The organism is Rhodococcus sp. USK10, assembly GCF_019378875.1.
Lineage (GTDB): Bacteria > Actinomycetota > Actinomycetes > Mycobacteriales > Mycobacteriaceae > Rhodococcus_F > Rhodococcus_F pseudokoreensis.
Genome location: NZ_CP076048.1, coordinates 1,039,024 through 1,058,975 on the forward strand (window position 1 = coordinate 1,039,024; position 19,952 = coordinate 1,058,975).

General features: G+C 69.9%; 23 protein-coding genes. 2 read left to right on the plus strand and 21 right to left on the minus strand.

Annotated features, from left to right (window positions below):
• Positions 1–238: 238 nt before the first annotated feature.
• The 7 genes from I1A62_RS11655 to I1A62_RS11685 form a co-directional block, all read right to left on the minus strand.
• Positions 239–1,078, minus strand: a complete 840-nt coding sequence (locus I1A62_RS11655) for a TM2 domain-containing protein (RefSeq protein ID WP_219458749.1) — start codon at positions 1,076–1,078, stop codon at positions 239–241.
• Positions 1,071–2,129 (minus strand): prolipoprotein diacylglyceryl transferase, encoded by a 1,059-nt coding sequence (gene lgt / locus I1A62_RS11660; protein ID WP_124390030.1) that lies wholly within the window; start codon positions 2,127–2,129, stop codon positions 1,071–1,073. The genes I1A62_RS11655 and lgt overlap by 8 nt, the downstream gene beginning before the upstream one ends.
• The gene (gene trpA, locus I1A62_RS11665; protein ID WP_124390029.1) at positions 2,126–2,929 is read right to left on the minus strand and encodes a tryptophan synthase subunit alpha; all 804 of its coding nucleotides are present in this window, start codon (positions 2,927–2,929) and stop codon (positions 2,126–2,128) included. Before trpA ends, lgt begins: the two co-directional genes overlap by 4 nt.
• Positions 2,926–4,245 (minus strand): tryptophan synthase subunit beta, encoded by a 1,320-nt coding sequence (trpB, locus tag I1A62_RS11670; protein ID WP_124390028.1) that lies wholly within the window; start codon positions 4,243–4,245, stop codon positions 2,926–2,928. Before trpB ends, trpA begins: the two co-directional genes overlap by 4 nt.
• Positions 4,246–4,307: 62 nt before the next feature.
• The gene (trpC, locus tag I1A62_RS11675) at positions 4,308–5,117 is read right to left on the minus strand and encodes an indole-3-glycerol phosphate synthase TrpC (RefSeq protein ID WP_124390027.1); all 810 of its coding nucleotides are present in this window, start codon (positions 5,115–5,117) and stop codon (positions 4,308–4,310) included.
• A gap of 86 nt (positions 5,118–5,203) precedes the next feature.
• Entirely contained in the window at positions 5,204–5,908 is a 705-nt protein-coding gene (locus I1A62_RS11680; RefSeq protein ID WP_219458750.1) for a TIGR02234 family membrane protein, read from the minus strand.
• A complete protein-coding gene (locus I1A62_RS11685) occupies positions 5,905–7,491 on the minus strand; it encodes an anthranilate synthase component I (protein ID WP_192581724.1) in 1,587 nt (528 codons plus the stop codon). The genes I1A62_RS11680 and I1A62_RS11685 overlap by 4 nt, the downstream gene beginning before the upstream one ends.
• Before the next feature lie 59 nt (positions 7,492–7,550).
• Between I1A62_RS11685 and I1A62_RS11690 the strand changes: the two genes are divergently transcribed.
• Entirely contained in the window at positions 7,551–8,015 is a 465-nt protein-coding gene (locus I1A62_RS11690; RefSeq protein ID WP_219458751.1) for a peroxiredoxin, read from the plus strand.
• Here the strand turns inward: I1A62_RS11690 and I1A62_RS11695 are convergent.
• Positions 8,003–8,782, minus strand: coding sequence for a dioxygenase (locus I1A62_RS11695; protein ID WP_124390023.1), 780 nt, complete (start codon positions 8,780–8,782; stop codon positions 8,003–8,005). The genes I1A62_RS11690 and I1A62_RS11695 overlap by 13 nt on opposite strands.
• 203 nt (positions 8,783–8,985) lie before the next feature.
• Between I1A62_RS11695 and I1A62_RS11700 the strand changes: the two genes are divergently transcribed.
• Complete coding sequence (locus I1A62_RS11700) at positions 8,986–9,495, plus strand: MarR family winged helix-turn-helix transcriptional regulator (RefSeq protein ID WP_219458752.1); 510 nt, start codon at positions 8,986–8,988, stop codon at positions 9,493–9,495.
• A gap of 7 nt (positions 9,496–9,502) precedes the next feature.
• On the opposite strand, the gene I1A62_RS11705 is transcribed toward I1A62_RS11700, so the two are convergent.
• From I1A62_RS11705 to I1A62_RS11765, 13 genes are all read right to left on the minus strand, one after another.
• Complete coding sequence (locus I1A62_RS11705) at positions 9,503–9,682, minus strand: 2-hydroxymuconate tautomerase family protein (RefSeq protein ID WP_005247502.1); 180 nt, start codon at positions 9,680–9,682, stop codon at positions 9,503–9,505.
• A 52-nt stretch (positions 9,683–9,734) separates the two neighbouring features.
• Entirely contained in the window at positions 9,735–10,079 is a 345-nt protein-coding gene (gene hisI, locus I1A62_RS11710) for a phosphoribosyl-AMP cyclohydrolase (protein WP_087556296.1), read from the minus strand.
• Positions 10,076–10,849, minus strand: coding sequence for an imidazole glycerol phosphate synthase subunit HisF (hisF, locus tag I1A62_RS11715; RefSeq protein WP_072945236.1), 774 nt, complete (start codon positions 10,847–10,849; stop codon positions 10,076–10,078). The genes hisI and hisF overlap by 4 nt, the downstream gene beginning before the upstream one ends.
• The gene (locus tag I1A62_RS11720) at positions 10,846–11,679 is read right to left on the minus strand and encodes an inositol monophosphatase family protein (RefSeq protein WP_087556295.1); all 834 of its coding nucleotides are present in this window, start codon (positions 11,677–11,679) and stop codon (positions 10,846–10,848) included. The genes hisF and I1A62_RS11720 overlap by 4 nt, the downstream gene beginning before the upstream one ends.
• A 9-nt stretch (positions 11,680–11,688) precedes the next feature.
• Positions 11,689–12,423, minus strand: a complete 735-nt coding sequence (priA, locus tag I1A62_RS11725) for a bifunctional 1-(5-phosphoribosyl)-5-((5-phosphoribosylamino)methylideneamino)imidazole-4-carboxamide isomerase/phosphoribosylanthranilate isomerase PriA (protein WP_219458753.1) — start codon at positions 12,421–12,423, stop codon at positions 11,689–11,691.
• Positions 12,424–12,442: 19 nt separating this feature from the next.
• Positions 12,443–12,700: a hypothetical protein gene (locus I1A62_RS11730; protein WP_124390019.1), complete on the minus strand. Its 258-nt coding sequence runs from the start codon at positions 12,698–12,700 to the stop codon at positions 12,443–12,445.
• Positions 12,697–13,332 (minus strand): imidazole glycerol phosphate synthase subunit HisH, encoded by a 636-nt coding sequence (hisH, locus tag I1A62_RS11735; protein WP_124390018.1) that lies wholly within the window; start codon positions 13,330–13,332, stop codon positions 12,697–12,699. Before hisH ends, I1A62_RS11730 begins: the two co-directional genes overlap by 4 nt.
• A 9-nt stretch (positions 13,333–13,341) precedes the next feature.
• The gene (locus I1A62_RS11740) at positions 13,342–14,523 is read right to left on the minus strand and encodes an MFS transporter (RefSeq protein ID WP_219458754.1); all 1,182 of its coding nucleotides are present in this window, start codon (positions 14,521–14,523) and stop codon (positions 13,342–13,344) included.
• Positions 14,523–14,675 carry a hypothetical protein gene (locus tag I1A62_RS11745; RefSeq protein ID WP_007297398.1) on the minus strand — a complete coding sequence of 51 codons (153 nt, stop codon included), beginning with the start codon at positions 14,673–14,675 and terminating at the stop codon, positions 14,523–14,525. The genes I1A62_RS11740 and I1A62_RS11745 overlap by 1 nt, the downstream gene beginning before the upstream one ends.
• 13 nt (positions 14,676–14,688) lie before the next feature.
• Positions 14,689–15,303, minus strand: a complete 615-nt coding sequence (hisB, locus tag I1A62_RS11750; protein WP_005247522.1) for an imidazoleglycerol-phosphate dehydratase HisB — start codon at positions 15,301–15,303, stop codon at positions 14,689–14,691.
• Entirely contained in the window at positions 15,300–16,442 is a 1,143-nt protein-coding gene (locus I1A62_RS11755) for a histidinol-phosphate transaminase (protein WP_124390016.1), read from the minus strand. The genes hisB and I1A62_RS11755 overlap by 4 nt, the downstream gene beginning before the upstream one ends.
• Positions 16,439–17,767, minus strand: a complete 1,329-nt coding sequence (hisD, locus tag I1A62_RS11760) for a histidinol dehydrogenase (protein WP_124390015.1) — start codon at positions 17,765–17,767, stop codon at positions 16,439–16,441. Before hisD ends, I1A62_RS11755 begins: the two co-directional genes overlap by 4 nt.
• Before the next feature lie 228 nt (positions 17,768–17,995).
• The gene (locus tag I1A62_RS11765) at positions 17,996–19,939 is read right to left on the minus strand and encodes an acyl-CoA dehydrogenase family protein (protein ID WP_124390014.1); all 1,944 of its coding nucleotides are present in this window, start codon (positions 19,937–19,939) and stop codon (positions 17,996–17,998) included.
• Positions 19,940–19,952 lie beyond the last annotated feature (13 nt).

Genomic DNA, 19,952 nt, shown 5'->3' on the forward strand with positions numbered 1-19,952 from the left:
GTGTGCGCTCCGCACGTGCTGTCGGCGGCCTCCGCTAGCGGGGTCGCCACGACGGGCGCTAACTGCTTTTCGGGGGTCTACCGGGACAGCATCGGCCCGTGAAGGTTGTTACCGGACATACACCCGGCGCGCTCAGCTTACCAGGACCGATACCCGGCAAGATATGCCGAATCGGGCCCGGAACGGACGGTGGCCCGTGTCGCATCAGCAACACGGGCCACACGTTTTCCGGGGATCGTCACTGGTCCCGCAGGGGCCGCCCGTACTGGTCCTTCACGCTGCCGGTCAGCATCATGATGCCGTCGACCAGCGGCCAGATGCCGCCGATTCCACACGTGAGCCACGTGACGGCGATCTGCGCCACGGCGATGCCGGGCTGGTTCAGGTAGAACCGTCCCACGCCGAACGCCCCGAGGAAGATCTGCAGCAGTCCGGCGGTCAACTTCGACTTGTCCGAGTACGGCTCACCCGTCAGCGGGTGCCTGCCGAACGGCGCCGACGGATCGGCGTACGCGTTGTAGCCGGGGGCGTACCCGGGCGGCGGGTACCCCTGCTGGGGGTAACCCTGCTGCTGTCCGTACCCCGGCTGCTGATACCCGGGCTGCTGGTAGTCCTGCGGCGATTGCGGAGCTGCCCCGTACTGCGCGCCGTAATTCGGATCCGGTGCCCCGTAGGTCGGACCGTCCGGCTGCTGGGGCTTCTCGTACCCGGAGTACGGCGCGGTCGGAGAAGCCGGCTCGCCCACGTTCGGGAACGGGGCCGTCGGCTCGGTTCCGCCCGGCGACGGGTAGGTGGGCGTCGACCCCCAGCCCGGGCCGTTGCCGACACCCGAATACGTGTCCCAGCCCGGTCCCGTCCCGGACGAACCCGGCGACGGCGTCGCGTCGGACGTGGCGGGCGGCTGGGACAGCGAGGCCTCGGCGGTGGCGTCGTAGTCGAAGGGGGAGCCGAATTCGGGCGGCACGCCCTTGTCGCTGCTGTTCTCGGTGCCGTCCGCGCTCTTGCCCAGGTCGACCTTGTGTGCGTCGTCGGACGCACCCGTGCCGGAATCGTCGGATGCTTTCCCCGGTTCAGTCATTCGCGTCATCCTTCTTGCTGTCGATGGTCTTCGTGCCCGCATCGCCGCCGGCACTCGCAGTGCTCGCGGCCTTGTCGTCCGATACCGACTCCGATGCGGACGCCTTCCCGTCCTCGTCCGTGCCCTCGACCTTCTTCTCCCCCTCCGCCGGTGCCGTCTCGTCCGCGACCGGCTCGCCGGCGGCAGGCCGCAGTTCCGCCGGATCCTCGCGCCCTTTCGTGGCGGCGAAGAAGTACACGACGGCCGCGACGAACACCAGGGCGGAGGTGAACGAGTTCACGCGGACACCGGCGATGAGGCTCGCGTGGTCGCTGCGCATCAGTTCGATCCAGAAGCGCCCGGCGCAGTACCCGGCCACGTACAGGGCGAAGAGGCGGCCGTGCCCGATGCGGAATCGGCGATCGACCCAGACGAGCAGGATCACGATCAGCACGTTCCACAGCGCCTCGTACAGGAACGTCGGATGCACCACGAACGCGACCTCGCCGGTGGACACCCCGTCGATCAACTGCGGAGACACCTGGCCGACGTCGTTGCGGCGCTCGAAGATCTCGAGCCCCCACGGAACGTCCGTCTCACGACCGTAGAGTTCCTGGTTGAAGTAGTTTCCGAGCCGTCCGATCGCCTGCGCGAGCAGGATGGCCGGCGCGACCGCGTCGCCCAGCGCCGGCAGCGGGATGCCGCGGCGCCGGCAACCGATCCAGGCGCCGACCCCGCCGAGCGCCACGGCGCCCCAGATGCCGAGGCCGCCCTGCCACACCTTCAGGGCGTCGACGGGATCGCCGCCCTCCCCGAAGTACGTCGGCCAGTCGGTCATCACGTGGTAGAGGCGGCCGCCGATCAGGCCGAACGGCACCGCCCAGATGGCGATGTCGAGGACGGTGCCCTTCTCGCCGCCGCGGGCGACCCAGCGACGGTCGCCCCACACGATCGCGACGACGATCCCGACGATGATGAACAGCGCGTACGCGCGCAGGGCCACCGGTCCGACATACCAGACACCTTGGGGCGGACTCGGAATGTAGGCCAGTACGTCCACAGTGGAAGTCACGACGCCACGGTAGCGGAGCGAACGCCCTCGGCAAGTTCCTCCGTCAGCGAGCGCACCGCGTCCAGACCGCTCTCCGCCGCGGTGACCAGCGCGGATCCGACGATGACCGCGTCGGCGTAGGCGGCGATCTCGGCGGCCTGCGCGCCGGAGCGGACACCCAGTCCGACACCCACCGGAATGTCCGAGTGGGCGCGGATGCGGGCTGTCAGTTCGGGTGCCATCGACGACACGGCGTCACGCGCGCCGGTGACACCCATCGTGGACGCGGCGTAGACGAACCCGCTGCTGGCGTCGAGGGTGATCGCGAGACGCTCCTCGGTCGACGACGGCGCGACGAGGAAGATCCGGTCGAGGTCGTGTTCCTTCGACGCGGCGATCCACTCGCCGGCTTCCTCGGGGATGAGGTTGGGGGTGATCAGGCCGAGGCCGCCTGCGCTCGCCAGATCGCGGGCGAACTTGTCGACCCCGTACTGCAGAACCGGGTTCCAGTACGTCATCACGACGGCCTTGCCGCCGACGGACGCGATCGCCTCGACGACCGTGAACACGTCGCGCACCCGGACACCGTTCTGCAGCGCCGTCTCGGCCGCCGCCTGAATGGTGGGTCCGTCCATCACCGGGTCGGAGTAGGCGATGCCGACCTCGACGATGTCGCAACCGGATTCGACCATCGCCTTGAACACGTCGATGGATTCCTGCACGGTCGGGAACCCGGCCGGGAGGTACCCGACGAGCGCGGCGCGCTTCTCCTCGCGGCACTGCGCGAACGTCGGGGCGAGGCGCGAGAGTCGTTCGCTCACTTGGCCGAACCTTCCTTGTCAGTCGTGGTGGTCTCCGTCGAGTCGTCCGGATCGAACAGTCCGAACCACTTGGCGGCCGTGTCCATGTCCTTGTCGCCGCGCCCGGACAGGCTGACGACGATGATCGCGCCCTCCCCCAGTTCGCGGCCCAGCCGCAGCGCACCGGCGACGGCGTGGGCAGACTCGATGGCCGGGATGATGCCCTCACGCTCGGACAGCAGTCGGAGCGCGTCCATGGCCTCCGAGTCGGTGACCGGCTCGTAGGTGGCGCGGCCGGTGTCCTTGAGCAGTGCGTGTTCCGGGCCGACTCCGGGGTAGTCGAGGCCCGCGGAGATCGAGTGCGACTCGATGGTCTGGCCGTCCTCGTCCTGCAGCAGGTACGAGTACGCGCCCTGGAACGCGCCCGGGGTGCCACCCGCGAACGTCGCGGCGTGCCTTCCGGTCTCGACGCCGTCACCGGCGGCCTCGTACCCGACCAGCCGCACGGAGGGATCGTCGAGGAAGGCGTGGAAGATGCCGATGGCGTTGGATCCGCCGCCGACGCACGCCGTTACGGCGTCGGGGAGCCTGCCGGTCAGCGCCTGCACCTGGACCCGGGTCTCCAGACCGACGACGCGCTGGAAGTCGCGGACGATGGTCGGGAACGGGTGCGGTCCGGCGGCGGTGCCGAAGCAGTAGTAGGTGTTGTGGGCGTTGGTGACCCAATCGCGGAGCGCCTCGTTGATCGCGTCCTTCAGGGTCCTCGACCCCGACTCGACGGACACGACCGCCGATCCGAGCAGCCGCATGCGGGCGACGTTCAGCGCCTGCCGCTCGGTGTCGACTGCGCCCATGTAGATGATGCATTCCAGACCGAGGAGCGCGCAGGCGGTGGCGGTGGCCACACCGTGCTGACCGGCGCCGGTTTCCGCGATGATGCGGGTCTTGCCCATGCGCTTGGCGAGCAGCACCTGCCCGAGCACGTTGTTGATCTTGTGCGAGCCGGTGTGGTTGAGGTCTTCGCGCTTGAGGATAAGCCGCGCCCCACCGGCGAACTCGCTCATCCGCGTCGCCTCGAAGATCGGGGACGGACGACCGGTGTAGTCGCGCTGGAGTCGGTCGAGTTCGTTCAGGAACGACTCGTCGCCGCGCGCCTTCTCGTACTCGGCGGTGACCTCCTCGATCACCGCCATCAGGGCCTCCGGCACGTGCCGTCCGCCGTACACGCCGAAGTGCCCTCCGGCATCGGGGTCGTGCGTCGTACGCTCGGCGATTCCGGCGCTGGCAGTCGGCAGATTGCCACCCTTGAAGACGGTTTCCTGATTACGTGAAGTCACAGGTCCAGTCTGCCTCGAGGCCGGGTTCCGCCGCCGTCCGGGTCAGGTCCGCCGGGGCGGGGTCAGCGCGACGGCTTGGGGCAGGACGGGTGCGCGCCGGCGTTGACCAGATCGGCCACCGCCTTGCGCGGATCACCGCTGGTGACGAGGCCTTCGCCGACCAGCACCGCGTCGGCTCCCGCACCGGCGTACGCCAGCAGGTCGGCCGTGCCGCGCACCCCGGACTCCGCGATCTTGATGATCTGGGTGGGCAGTCCGGGAGCGATCTCGCCGAACGTGTTCTTGTCGACCTCGAGCGTCTTGAGGTTACGTGCGTTGACCCCGATGACCTTGGCGCCCGCCTCGATCGCCCGGTTCGCTTCTTCCTCGGTGTGGACCTCGACGAGGGCCGTCATGCCCAGCGACTCCGTCCGATCGATCAGCGACGCGAGCGCGTCCTGCTCGAGGGCGGCGACGATGAGCAGCACCATGTCGGCGCCGTGCGCGCGGGCCTCGTGGATCTGGTACGGCCCGACGATGAAGTCCTTGCGGAGGATCGGGATGCTCACCGCGCGGCGGACGGCGTCGAGGTCCGCGAGGGACCCCTGGAACCGGCGCTCCTCGGTGAGCACGCTGATCACGCGGGCGCCACCGGCCTGGTAGGCGGCGGCCAGTTCGGCGGGATCGGCGATGTCGGCGAGCGCACCCTTCGAAGGGCTGGCGCGCTTGACCTCGGCGATGACTCCGATGCCCGGCTCGAGCAGGGCGGCCGCGGCGTCGAGGGCCGGCGGTGCGGCGGCGGCGGCAGCCTTGACTGCGGCGAAGTCAAGGACGGCTTCGCGGGCGGCGACGTCGGCGCGCACCCCGTCGAGAATCGAGTCGAGAACGGTCATCGTGGCCCGAGTCCTTTCTGGGCAGAAACCCGATGTGAGGAACATCATCAGGGGTGAAGCCAGCCTAGATGGCACTCTGATTGTGTTTACGTCCGGGTACCCGGGTCTTCGTCCGAACCGTCAACTTGGTCGACAGGTCCGGCTTTCCTGTCTTCCACCGTGGGGTCCTCCCCCGCATCCAGGGCGTCCCAGAGCATGCGCTGGGTGACGGGACCGTCGGCGGAATCCGCACCGGCCTTCTTCGCCGCGTCGCGTCGCGCACCGGGGCTGTCGTACTTGGAGGACAGCCCAGCCCGCACCCGCGGTCTGCGAATCAGTTCCACCGCGGCGGTGAGTGCCGCCAGGGCCCCCACCAGCACGAGAACAGCGGGTCCGGCGTGCACGGACACCGTCTGGACGTCCGCCCGCCCGGGCAACTCGGCCAGCCGCGCCGCCTCGTCGTCGGAGGCGCCGGACACGAGCAACCCCACCGCCGGGACCGCGGCCGCAACGGCCACCACCGCGACGAGCACACCCAGCACGCGCAGGGCCCAGCCCTTCACGGCGAACGACGCGGCGATCGCGGCGACGAGGGTCAGCGCCAGCGGTGTGAGAGCCGCCGCCCACGTGCCGCCCACGAGCACCGACGTGCGTTCCTCGCCGAGTCCGTCGGAGGAGGTGACCTCCACCCACGTCATCCGTGAGGCGCCCCACAGGCACACGGCGGCGGCCGCGAGGAGCAGCACCGCGATCATCGACCGGCGACGCCCCGCCCGCGCGGGGTCCCGGGCCGGCTCCGACGCGTCGCTCACTGCGTGTCGCCTCCCAGGGTCTTCAGCGTGTGTGCCGCCGCGATCGCGCTGAGCACCGCCATCGCCTTGTTCCGCGCCTCGGTGTCCTCGTACTCGGGGTTCGAGTCGGCGACGACGCCCGCGCCCGCCTGGACGTACCCGACGCCGTCCTTGATCAGCGCCGTCCGGATCGCGATCGCCGTGTCGGCGTCGCCGGCGAAGTCGAGGTACCCGATGATGCCGCCGTAGATGCCGCGGCGAGTGGGTTCGAGTTCCTCGATCAACTGCATCGCCCGGACCTTCGGCGCGCCCGACAGGGTGCCCGCCGGGAAGCAGGCGGTGACGGCGTCGAGGGCCTGCTTGCCCTCGGCGAGGTGACCGGTGACGGTGGAGACGAGATGCATCACGTGGCTGTACCGCTCGATGTGGCGGTAGTCGTGGACCTTCACCGTGCCCGGTTCGCACACGCGCCCGAGGTCGTTGCGGCCCAGGTCCACGAGCATCAGGTGCTCCGCGTTCTCCTTCTCGTCGGCGAGCAGGTCCTTCTCGAGCAGGATGTCCTCCTCCTCGGTGTGCCCGCGCCACCGGGTGCCCGCGATCGGGTGCGTGGTGGCGACGCCTTCCGATACGGTCACCAGCGCCTCCGGGCTCGATCCGACGATCGAGAACGCGGTCTCGTCGTCGCCGTTCGGCACGTTGAGGAGGTACATGTAGGGGCTGGGGTTGGAGGCGCGCAGCATCCGGTAGACGTCGATCGGGTCGGCGGTGCAGTCGATCTCGAAGCGCTGCGACAGCACCACCTGGAAGGCCTCGCCTGCCTCGATGTCGCCGACGAGTTTCTGCACGTCGGCGCCGAACCCCTCGGTGGTGCGCTGACGGCGGTAGTCGGGGGCGGGTTTCGCGAACGTGGACACGGTCGACGACGCCGGGGCCGACAGGGCGCGCGTCATCCGGTCCAGCCGCTCGACCGCGGAGTCGTAGGCCTCGTCGACGCGTTCGTCGGTTCCGTCCCAGTTGACGGCGTTGGCGATGAGGGTGATGGCGCCCTCGTGGTGGTCGACGGCCGCGAGATCCGTCGCCAGCAGCATCACCATCTCGGGGATCTGCAGGTCGTCGGTGGCGTGCTCGCCGATGCGCTCGATGCGCCGCACCGCGTCGTATCCGAGGAAGCCGACCATGCCGCCGGTCAGCGGCGGCAGGTCGGGCAGCCGTTCGCTGCGCAGCAATTCGAGGGTCTGGCCGAGCGCCGCGATCGGATCGCCGCCGGACGGTGCGCCCGCGGGAACGTTGCCGTACCAGGCGGCTTCACCGTCGACGACGGTCAGCGCGGCGGGACTGCCCGCGCCGATGAACGACCATCGCGACCACGATCGGCCGTTCTCCGCCGACTCGAGCAGGAAGGTGCCGGGCCGGTTCGCCGCCAGCTTGGTGTAGGCGGACAGCGGAGTTTCCGCGTCTGCCAGCACCTTGCGCGTCACCGGGACGACCCGGTGTTCGGCGGCGAGAGCGTGGAACTGCTCACGTGTGGTGGTCGAGTCGGACCCGCCGTCGGCCGGGGTGGCGGCGGACTCGGGTGCGGGAATCGTGGTGGGCTCGCCGTGCATGCGAACCATCATCCCAGGCGCACTCGTCTCGTCTGCGTGCGCGGGTAGCCTCGGCTCCCATGAAGCCAGGTCAGCTCGCACCGGAATTCACCCTGCCCGATCAGGACGGCATCGAACGATCGCTGTCGAGCCTCCTCGAGGACGGCCCCCTCGTGCTGTTCTTCTACCCCGCGGCGTCGACGCCGGTCTGCACCGCCGAGGCCTGCCATTTCCGGGACCTCGGAACGGAGTTCTCCGCGGTGGGAGCGTCCCGCGCCGGGATCAGCACCGACGCGGTGGCGAAGCAGGCGTCGTTCGCGCAGGCGCAGTCCTTCGACTACCCACTGTTGTCGGACGCCGACGGAGCCGTCGCGGAGGAGTTCGGCGTCCGCCGCGGACTGCTCGGCAAACTCGCCCCGGTCAAGCGGTCGACGTTCGTCATCGACACCGACCACACCGTGCTCGAGGTCATCTCGAGCGAGTTCCGCGCCAACACGCACGGCGATCAGGCGCTGGCCTTCCTCAGGACGCGTCAGGCCACCTGAATCGACCGCTTGGCCAGTCCCATCCAGAAACCGTCGATCACCTGCCGGGGAATCTGCTCGGGGTCGCTCGACGCGCCGAGCGTGACGAAGAGCGGCGCGAAGTGCTCGATCGTCGGGTGTGCGTACGGCATGCCCGGCGCGAGCGAGCGGAAATCGATCAGCGAATCCACGTCACCCGCGGCGAGACGCTCGTCCGCCCAGGCGTCGAACTCCGACGACCAGCCCGGCGCCTTCGCGTCGGGTGACGGGTCGCGCAGGAACGGCAGGCCGTGGGTGGTGAATCCGGAACCGACGATCAGCACGCCCTGCTCGCGCAGGGGACGCAGCCGCTCACCGAGGTGCAGCAACCGCTGCGGGTCGAGCGTCGGCAGCGAGATCTGGAGGACCGGGATGTCGGCGTCGGGGTACATGACCGTCAACGGCACGTAGGCGCCGTGGTCGAGGCCGCGCTGCGGCTGGTGCGACACGGTCTCGTCGTCCGGCATCAGGGACACGACCTGCGCCGCGAGTTCGGGGGCGCCGGGCGACTCGTACCTGGTCCGGTAGAAACGCTCGGGAAAGCCCCCGAAGTCGTAGACGAGGGGGGTGCCGGTGGTGGTGGATCCGATGGTGAGCGGCGCCGATTCCCAATGCGCCGACACCATGAGAATGGCCTTGGGCCGCGGAAGGTCGCCCGCCCACTTCGCCAGCTGCGACACCCACAGGTCGCTGTCCACCAGCGGTGGCGCACCATGGCTGAGGAACAGGGCGGGCATGGGGTTGGTCATCGCGACTCCTTCGGATCGAGGTCCCGCATCGGCGAAGAAGCGAATTCGTCACCCACCGCAATGTTGAACCTTCAAGTTAGTATAGGAGTCAACATGCGGGCGCGGCAACTATTCCCCGGGCACGAATCGGCCCCGCGGCGTGCTAACTATGGAGGACACGCTGCACACGCGTGGGGCGACGTACGGATGGGAGGACTCCACCGATGAGTGGTAACGACGAGGGCACGTCGGCAGAGCCCGGCACCCGATGGCTCGACGCAGAGCAGCAGGAGGCCTGGCTCACCCTCATCGCACTGGTCACCCGGCTCCCCGCCGCGCTCGACACCCAACTCCAACGCGACTCCGCACTCACCCACTTCGAGTACTTCGTCCTCGCCTCGCTCTCCGGCGAAGCGAACCAGCGCCTGCAGCTGTCCCTGCTCGCGCAACGCGCCAACGCGTCGCTGTCGCGGCTGTCCCACGTCGTCACCAAAATGGAGAAAGCCGGCTGGGTGCGCCGCGAAAGCATCCGCGGCAGCCGCGGCTCAGACGCCGTCCTCACCGACGAAGGCATGGCCAAGGTCGTCGAGGCCGCGCCGCCGCACGTCGAATCCGTGCGATCACTGATCTTCGACGGCCTCTCCGCCGACCAGGTCCGTCAACTGTCCGAACTGTCCGGCGCCATGCTCACCCAGCTCGACAAGAGCATCGCCGCGGGAACCGGCAAGGCCTGACCGGCCCCTATCCGAGCGGCGTCCCGCCGACACCCCAGCTGTCGCGCGGCACCTCAGTGATCGTCACCCACACCTTCGCGGGATCCTTGCCCGTCGCGTCGGCGTAGGCCTTCGTGACGGCCTCGATCGTGGCGCGCTTCTGCTCCGCCGTGAGCCCCGGCGTCTGACTGATCTGAATGAGTGGCATGCGGACATCCTGCCCGAGTGCATGCTGACATCACGCCGTGAGGGCCGCTGCGCTAGTCGGCGGCGAGCAGCACGTCCGAGTCGAAGCAGGTGTGCGTGCCCGTGTGGCACGCCGCCCCCTCCTGGTCGACGACGAGCAGCACGGTGTCGCCGTCGCAGTCGAGCCGCACCTCGTGGACATACTGCGTGTGACCGGACGTCTCGCCCTTCACCCAGTACTGCTGACGGGAACGGGAGTAGTACGTGCCCTTACGGGTGTCGAGGGTGCGCGCGAGGGCCTCGTCGTCCATCCACGCCACCATCAGGACATTGCCCGTCGACCGTTCCTGCGCGACGGCGCTGAACAGTCCCGCCTCGTTGCGCTTGAGCCGTGACGCGATGGCCGGATCGAGACTCATCGGACGGTGATCCCTTCTGCACGCATGGACTTCTTGACGTCGCCGATCGTCATGTCACCGAAGTGGAAGACACTGGCCGCGAGGACGGCGTCCGCGCCTGCCCCGACGGCGGGTGCGAAGTGCTCGACGGCGCCCGCTCCCCCGCTGGCGATCACCGGCACGTGCACGGCGGCGCGGACCGCGCGGATCATCGGCAGGTCGAAACCGGCCTTCGTGCCGTCCGCGTCCATCGAGTTGAGCAGGATCTCCCCGACACCCAGTTCGGCGCCGCGGACCGCCCACTCGACCGCATCGATGCCGGTGCTGCGCTTGCCGCCGTGGGTCGTGACCTCCCACCCCGACGGGGTGTCCGGCTGCCCCTGTGGCACGGTGCGCGCGTCCACCGACAGCACGATGCACTGGGAGCCGAAACGTTCGCTCAGTTCGCGGAGCAACTCGGGCCGCGCGATCGCGGCGGTGTTGACGCTCACCTTGTCGGCGCCGGCACGCAGCAACCGGTCGACGTCCTCGACGGTGCGGACACCCCCGCCGACCGTGAGCGGGATGAACACCTGTTCCGCCGTGCGGCTGACCACGTCGAGCATGGTGCCGCGGTCTGCGGTCGACGCGGTGACGTCGAGGAACGTGAGCTCGTCGGCGCCCTGGGCGTCGTATGCGGCCGCCAACTCGACGGGGTCGCCCGCGTCCCGCAGGTTCTCGAAGTTGACGCCCTTGACGACGCGTCCGGCATCGACGTCCAGACACGGGATCACTCGAACCGCCAGAGTCATTGCGTACGCCCTCCTGAAGGCTCGGAACGGGGATCACCCAGTGATCCGAGGATATCGAGAATTTCGCCGTGCACCCCGGGCGCTCCGGCGAGCACCGAATCGGACGTCACCGTCCAGGGCTTGCCGCCCAGATCGGTCACCACACCGCCCGCGGCGCGCACCAGCGCCACACCGGCCGCGTTGTCCCACGCATTGTGGCCGAACACCACCGCACCGCCGAGTATTCCGGCCGCGGTGAACGCGAGGTCGACACCGGTGGACCCGTGGATCCGGATCCGCGAGGACACCCGGCTGAGCTGCGCGAGGACCTGCAGCCGGTACGCGCCGGGGATACGCCCGCGACTGTCGATGTTCAGCGCCCCCAAGCCCACGATCGACGACGCCAGCGACGTGCGGCCGAGCCTCGGCAGCGGCTGACCGCCCTCGAGCAGCGGGCCGTCCGCGACGGCCGCGTAGCGCCGCCCGACGAGCGGCAGCCAGGTCAGACCGAGAACGGGAACCCCGTCGTCGAGGAGCGCGAGCAGCGTGCCCGCGGTGGGCAGACCGGCCGAATAGTTGAAGGTGCCGTCGATGGGGTCGAGCACCCAGACGGGTCCGCTGTCGAGGTCGGGTCCGCCGAACTCCTCGCCGTGGACGTCGATGCCGGTCCGGTCACGAAGTTCGCCGGTCAGCCGCTTCTCGAGTTCGAGGTCGACGGCGGTCGCGAAATCGTCGGGGCCCTTGTGGACGGCGCTGGGCGCACCCACCCCCGAGACGAACCGGTCGTGCACTCCGTCGAGCAGCTCACTGGCGACGGCGAGGAGTTCCCGGGGATCGCGGGACAGGGCCATGGCGGGAACTCAGCCCGAGACCGCGGCGAGCGCCTCGGGGAGGGTGAACCGCCCCGCGTACAGCGCCTTGCCGACGATGGATCCCTCGACGCCCCGGTCGACGAGTCCGGCGATCGCCCGGAGGTCGTCGATGGTGGACACGCCCCCCGAGGCCACGACGGGGGCGTCGGTGGCCGCGCAGACCTGCGCGAGGAGTTCGAGATTGGGGCCGGTGAGGGTGCCGTCCTTGCTCACGTCGGTGACGACGTAGCGGGAGCAGCCGTCCCTGTCGAGCCGGGCGAGGGTCTCCCACAGGTTTCCGCCCTCGGTGACCCAGCCGCGACCGCGGAGCTGGTACTCACCGTCGACGAGGCGCACGTCGAGACCGACGGCGATCTTCTCGCCGTACTTGGCGATGGCGCGGGCACACCACTCCGGGTTCTCGATGGCGGCGGTGCCGAGGTTGACGCGACCGCAGCCGGTGGCCAGTGCGGCCTCGAGCGACGCGTCGTCGCGGATTCCGCCGGACAGTTCCACCTGGACGTCGAGTTCCCCCACCACGTCGGCGAGGAGTTCACGGTTCGAGCCGCGACCGAATGCGGCGTCGAGGTCGACGATGTGGACCCACTCGGCACCGTCGTTCTGCCATGCGAGGGCGGCATCACGAGGCGAGCCGTAACCGGTCTCGCTTCCTGCCTCCCCCCGGACGAGGCGAACAGCTTCACCGTTGACGACATCTACAGCAGGCAAAAGGACCAGGCTCACGTGCGACAACCCTAGTCGCTCAGCGGTCGGAACCCGGCTTCGGGTCCTCGCGGTCGCGGCCGTAGGCGTTGCGGGTCATGCGTTTCGACACGTAACCCATGGCGGCGATAGCACCGACGACGCCGAGCAGCCCGACGATCAGCCCGAGGACGGGGCCCGGTTTCAGCACCAGAATGATCGCGGTCGCGAGGACCAGGACCGCGGTGGCGGCGCCCATCGCGTACACGGCGAGCCTGCCGATCGACAGGTCGCCGCGCCCGTCCCCGGGTTCGGTCACAGACTGCGAACCCAGTTGCGGAGCAGTTCCGCGCCCGCGTCGCCGGACTTCTCGGGGTGGAACTGGGTGGCGGACAGCGCGCCGTTCTCGACGGCGGCGAGGAATTTGCCGCCGTGGTCGGCCCAGGTCAGGGCGGGCGGCGCGAGCCGCTCCGGCGTCGGCAGCTCCCAGGTCTGGGCCGCGTACGAGTGGACGAAGTAGAACCGGGTGTCGGGGTCGATACCGGCGAACAGCGTGCTGTTGGCCGGCGCCTCGACGGTGTTCCACCCCATGTGCGGCAGCACATCGGCCTGCAGGCGTTCGACGGTGCCGGGCCATTCGCCGCAGCCTTCCGCCTCGACGCCGAACTCGACGCCGCGTTCGAAGAGGATCTGCATGCCGACGCAGATCCCGAGGACCGGCCGGCCGCCGGCCAGACGCTGGCCGATGATCCGTTCCCCCCGCACCGCGCGGAGCCCCTCCATGCACGCCGCGAAGGCGCCGACGCCGGGAACGACGAGACCGTCGGCCGCGAGTGCGACCTTGTGATCGGACGTGACCTCGACGCGCGCGCCGGTCCGGGCCAGAGCGCGGGTGGCCGAATGCAGGTTGCCGGAGCCGTAGTCGAGGACGGCAATCGTGGAGACGGTCATGACACAACCTTATCCGGCGGCCGAACGAGGCCGGAGGGCGCGGCCGACGACCGTTCCGGCGGCCGGGACCACCGCGACCGCTGTCGCCGCGACCCCGAACACCCAGGAATACCCGGCCGCCGACGCGACGGCTCCGAGTGCGAGGGAACCGAACCCGGTGCCCGCGTCGAACCCGATGTTCCATCCGGCGCTCGCCGAGCCGAATCGGGTCGGCCCCGCGGCGGTGAAGATCATGACGAGCGACTCGTTCTGCACCGCGCCGAACCCGAATCCGAATGCCGGCGCCGCGCACACCAGGAGCGGCACGGGCGCCGCTGTCGCCGCGGCGACAGCGAACAGGACCAGGCCGAGGCACACGAACGTCAGGGCGGGAATCAGGGCACGGCCCACCCCGAGCCGGTCGGAGAACGATCCCGCGGCGTACCGCCCGAACAGTGTCGCCCCGCTCGACACGGCGAGGATCACCCCGGCGAGCGACGCCCGCTCCGAGATCGCGATCGGCAGCAGGCTGGACAGACCGCCGAACGCGGCCGCCACGATCGCGATCGACAGCCACGGGGTCAGCACGGCGGCGAGCGGGATGCGGCCGTGCGACGCGCGATCCGCGGGGGCGTCGATCGCGGGGAGCCGCGTGACCGCGACGACCGCGAGCGCGGGAATGAGAGCGCCGATCACGAAGACGGGGGTCGCGGACCAGTGCTGCATGATCGCGAGGCCCGCCGGCAGCCCGACCATCTGCGCGGCGGCCACCGCGATTCCCTGCGCGCCCGTTGCGCGGCCGAGCATCTGCCGCGGAACGAGTTCGGCGACAAGCGCACTGCTCGCGACGGTGAGCATGCCGAAGCCCGATCCGCGGACGGCCGACACCGCGAGCACCGGGATCGCCTCGGTGGAGAGCAGGAGGAGCAGCGACGGCGGCCCCAGCAGCATGCAGCCCGCGGCGAGCACCCAGCGGTGCCCCCATCTGCGCAGGAGCCGGGGCACGCCGAGTTGGGTGGCGACGGTCGCGGCCATGAACACGGCCGTCACGCTGCCGGCGAGCGTGTCCGAACCGCCGGACAGCGAGACGATCAGCGGGACCACCGGCAACAGCACCGCCCAGCCGCCGAACGCCGCGGCGCCCATCACCATCGCGGTGGGCAGACCGCGGGTGCGGAGCAGGCCGCGGCGCTCCCCCACTGCGACCGGCACTACATCAACCTGAGAACGCCCGCCACGGCTGCCAGCACCGCCAGTGCCAGCAGCACGCCCGAGGCCAGTTTGTTGAACTTCCACATGGAGTACGCGCCGCCCGCCGCGATACCCGCGGCGATGAACAGGACGTAGACGAGGACGACGCTCACGAGTGCGTCCGGTTCACAGGCTGCCCTTGGTGGACGGCACACCCGTGACGCGGGGGTCGGGTTCGACGGCCTCGCGCAGTGCGCGGGCCACGGCCTTGAACTCGGCCTCGGTGATGTGGTGCTGATCGCGCCCGTAGAGCACGCGCACGTGCAGGGCGATGCGCGCGTTGAGTGCGATCGACTCGAACACGTGCCGGTTGATCACGGTCGCGTACGGCACCCCCGGGTACCCGCCGATGACGGCGTGCAGCAGGTGTTCCGGTTCGCCGGTGTGGACGCAGTACGGGCGCCCGGACACGTCGACCGACGCGTGGGCGAGCGTCTCGTCCATCGGGATGAACGCGTCACCGAACCGGCGGATGCCCTTCTTGTCGCCGAGGGCCTGACCGAGTGCCTGGCCGAGCACGATCGACGTGTCCTCGACCGTGTGGTGCGCCTCGATCTCGATGTCGCCCTTCGCGTGGACGGTGAGGTCGAAACTCGCGTGGGAGCCGAGCGCGGTCAGCATGTGGTCGAAGAACGGAACCCCGGTGGAGACGTCGACGATCCCGGTGCCGTCGAGGTTCAGTTCGACGGTGATGCTCGATTCCTTGGTGGTGCGTTCCACGCGGGCGATGCGGTCGGTCATCCTCGGTCTCCTGAGCTGGTGAGTTCGGTGGCGGCGATCTCGTCGCTCGCCACGATGAAGGCGTCGTTCTCGGAGGCCAGCCCGACGGTGGCGCGCAGGAATCCGGGGATCCCGACGTCCCGGATCAGCACTCCGCGGTCGAGGTAGGCCTGCCAGGCGCGGGCACTGTCGGTGAACTCACCGAACAGGATGAAGTTCGCGTCGCTGGGAATGACGTGGAACCCCGTGTCCTCCAATGCCTTCGACACCCGCACCCGCTCCGCGGCGAGGGCGTGCACGCTGCCGAGCGTCTCGTTCGCGTGCCGCAGCGCCGCGCGGGCAGCGGCCTGCGTAACCACCGACAGGTGGTACGGCAACCGGACCAGGAGCAGCGCCTCGATGAATGCCGGTGCGGCCGCGAGGTATCCGAGCCTGCCGCCGGCGAACGCGAACGCCTTGCTCATCGTCCGCGACACCACCAGCTTGGACGGGTACTCGTCGATCAGCGTCAAGGCGCTCGGTGCGTCGGAGAATTCGGCGTACGCCTCGTCGACGATCACGATGCCCGGCGCGGCGTCGAGGACCCGGCGCAGTTCCGCGATGCCGACGCTGTGCCCGGTCGGGTTGTTGGGGCTGGTGACGAACACGACGTCAGGCCTGCGTTCGGCGATCGCCGCGGTCGCGGCGTCCACGTCGAGCGCGAAGTCGGCGCGCCGGAAGATCGGCAGCCACTCGGTCTCGGTACCGTCCGCGATGATCGGGTGCATCGAGTACGACGGCACGAAGCCCATCGCGCTGCGACCGGGACCGCCGAACGCCTGCAGCAGCTGCTGCAGGATCTCGTTGGACCCGTTGGCCGCCCACACGTTGTCGACCGTGACCGGCACCCCGGTCTGACGGACGAGGTACGCGGCGAGGTCGGTGCGCAGGGCCACCGCGTCGCGGTCCGGGTAGCGGTGCAGTTCGCGTGCGGCCTCCCGCACGGACTCCGCGACGTCGTCGACGAGCGCCTTCGTCGGCGGGTGCGGGTTCTCGTTGGTGTTCAGCTGAACGGGGACCGTCAGCTGCGGCGCCCCGTACGCCGACTTGCCACGCAGATTCTCCCGGATCGGCAGGGCGTCGACCCTGATCGACGAACCGGGCACGTTCGCGGCGGTCACCGAAGCGCCTCGAACCGCAGCCGCACGGCCTCACCGTGTGCGGGCAGGTCCTCGGCGTTCGCGAGGGTGATGACGTGGCCGGAGACCTCCTTCAGCGCGGATTCCGAGTAGTCGACCACGTGGATACCGCGCAGGAACGTCTGCACGCTCAGCCCCGAGGAGTGCCGGGCGCAGCCCGCAGTGGGCAGGACGTGGTTGGACCCGGCGCAGTAGTCGCCGAGGCTGACCGGCGCCCACGGGCCGACGAACACCGCGCCCGCACTGGTCACCTTCGCGGCGACGGCGGTGGCGTTCTCGGTCTGGATCTCGAGGTGCTCGGCGGCGTACGCGTTGACCACTCGCAGGCCGGCCTCGACGTCGGAGACCAGGACGGTGCCCGACTGGGTGCCGGACAGCGCGGCGGTGACGCGCTCGCGGTGCTTGGTGATCTCGAGCTGCGCGGCCAGCGCGGTGTCGACGGCGTCGGCGAGTTCGACGCTGGACGTGACGAGGACGCTCGCGGCCATCACGTCGTGCTCGGCCTGGCTGATCATGTCGGCGGCGACGTGCACCGGGTCGGCGGTGTGGTCGGCGAGGATCGCGATCTCGGTGGGGCCCGCCTCCGCGTCGATGCCGACGAGGCCGCGGCAGAGGCGCTTGGCGGCGGTGACGTAGATGTTGCCGGGACCGGTGATGAGGTCGACGGGGGTGAGTTCGGCACCGTCCGGGGTGACGTCGTTACCGCCGTAGGTGAGCAGCGCGACGGCCTGACCGCCGCCGACGGCCCACACCTCTTCGACACCCAGCAGGGCGGCCGCGGCAAGGATGGTCGGGTGCGGCAGACCGCCGAACTCGGATTGCGGAGGCGACGCCACCACGAGCGAGCGGACGCCGGCGGCCTGCGCGGGCACCACGTTCATCACGACGCTGGACGGGTAGACGGCGTTGCCGCCCGGAACGTACAGCCCGACGCGGTCGACGGGCACCCACCGTTCGGTGACGGTGCCGCCCGGGACGACCTCGGTGGTGGTGTCCGTGCGGCGCTGGTCGGCGTGCACCTTGCGGGTGCGTTCGATCGCGACCTCGAGGGCGGCGCGGACTGCGGGGTCCAGTTCGCGGAGGGCGCGGTCCAACTCGGCCTGCGGCACCCGCACCTGCGCGGGGCGGACGCCGTCGAACTTCTCACTGAACTCGAGGGCCGCGTCGGCGCCGCGCTCGCGGACCGCCTCGACGACGGGGCGAACCTGATGCAGGACCGCGTCCACATCCACTCCACCTCGAGGAAGTGCGGCGCGAAGTTCGGCCGTGGAAGGGGTACGACCACGAAGGTCGGTGCGGGCGAGCATGAGAGGTCCTCTCTGCGACTGTCGGGACACGGTGTCTCGGACGAGCGGACTGTTCTGCGGAGAACAGGGCTCGACACCGATTATCCAGGATAGGCGCACCCCGTTTTCACCGGTCGGCGGCCGACCGGGTTTCGGCCGGGGCCGCCGTGCACACACAGGCACCCGCCGGCGCCGTGACGCCGGCGGGTGCCGCGTTGTGCTGCCCCGGCCGCGAGGGAACCCGGCGGCCTAGAGCCGGGTCGAGTGCAGGAACCGCCTCGCCAGGTTCTCCTCGGTCGACGCGCCGGGCGTCCACTCGGTGATCCACGGACCGGTGCCTTCGCTCGGGTCGACCACGCCCCGCTCCAGCCACGCGTACCGTCCCTCGAGGATCGAGTGCGCGACCTGCTTGTCGGCGTCGTCGGTGTTGTGCCACAGACCGTCGAACAACTTCTCGACACGCAGCGCCGCCTGACGGCAGAACACGTCGGCGAGTTCGTAGGCCGCGTCGCCCTCGGCCTCGTTCTCCTGCCGCTGCATCTCCGCCTTGACGCAGGTGGCGGACATCGCGAACAGTTCGGCGCCGATATCCACGACCCGGCCGAGGAAGCCCTGCTGCTTCTCCAGTGCGGCCTGCCACCGGGCCATCCCGTAGAACGTGGAGCGGGCCAGCTTCCGGGAGTGCCGTTCGACGAAACGCAGGTGCTTGGCCAGGACGCCGAATTCGCCGAACGACGTCGGCACCTGCCCCTTACCCGCCACGAGTTGCGGCAGCCACTTCGCGTAGAAGCCGCTCGCCTTCGCCGCCGCCCGGGCCTTCGCACCGGTGTCGGCGTGCGGGTCGGCGAGATCGCCCGCCGCCGTGAGGTGGGCGTCCACGGCCTCGCGCGCGACCAGCAGTCGCATGATTTCGCTCGACCCCTCGAAGATCCGGTTGATGCGCAGATCGCGGTCCAGCTGTTCCACCGGCACCGCCCGTTCACCGCGGGCGGCCAGCGACGCCGCCGTCTCGTATCCGCGACCTCCGCGGACCTGGATCAGCTCGTCGGAGATGACGCAGGCCATCTCGGACGACCACAGCTTGGCGAGCGCCGCCTCGATCCGGATGTCGTTGCGACCCTCGTCGTTCATCTGCGCCGACAGGTCCACCACCGCCTCGAGCGCGTACGTGGTCGCGGCCATGAACGACAACTTGTTGGCGACGGCCGCATGCTCGGCGATGGCTTTGCCCCACTGGACGCGCACGCCGGACCATTCGCGGGCGATCTTCAGCGACCACTTGCCTGCGCCCGCGCACATCGCCGGAATCGCAAGCCGGCCGGCGTTGAGGGTGGTGAGTGCGATCTTGAGTCCGTCGCCCTCCCGGCCGATCAGGTTCTCCCGCGGAACGCGCACCTTGTACATGCGAGTGACGCCGTTCTCGATCCCGTGCAGTCCCATGAACGCGTTGCGCCGTTCCACGGTGATGCCCGGTGTGTCGGCCTCGACGACGAAGGCGGAAATACCGCCGCGATGGCCCTCGCTCTTCGGCACCCGCGCCATGACGACGAGCAGTTCCGCGACGACGCCGTTGGTCGTCCACAGCTTCACGCCGTCCAATTCGTAGGCGGCACCGCCCTCGATGGGTACCGCCGACGACGCCAGCCGCGCCGGGTCGGACCCGACGTCGGGTTCGGTGAGGAGGAAGGCGGAGATGGCGCCGCGGGCACATCGCGGCAGGAACTCGCGCTTCTGCTCGGGGGTGCCTGCCAGCTTGAGCGGTTCGGGGACGCCGATCGACTGATGGGCCGACAGCAGCGCGCCGAGGCTCGGGTGCACCGACGCGACGAGCATCAGCGCCCGGTTGTATGCGACCTGGGAGAGTCCGAGGCCGCCGTACTCCTCCGAGATCTTCAGGCCGAAGCACCCGAGGTCGGCGAGGCCGCGGACGTATTCGTCGGGAATGCGGGACTGCGTTTCGATGACGCTGCCGTCCATCTCCTCGCAGTAGGCGCGGAGGCGGACGAGGAATTCTTCGGCCTTGGCGGCGTCGTCGGCAGCCGGCCGTGGGAAGGGATGAACCAGATCCAGCCGGAACCGTCCGAGAAACAGTTCTTTCGCGAAGGAGGGTTTGTCCCATCCGGATTCCCTCGCCTCCTCCGCGACTGCTCGTGCTTCTTCTTCGGTGACCTTCGGAGCTGAGGTGTCGACCATGACGCGCCTCCTA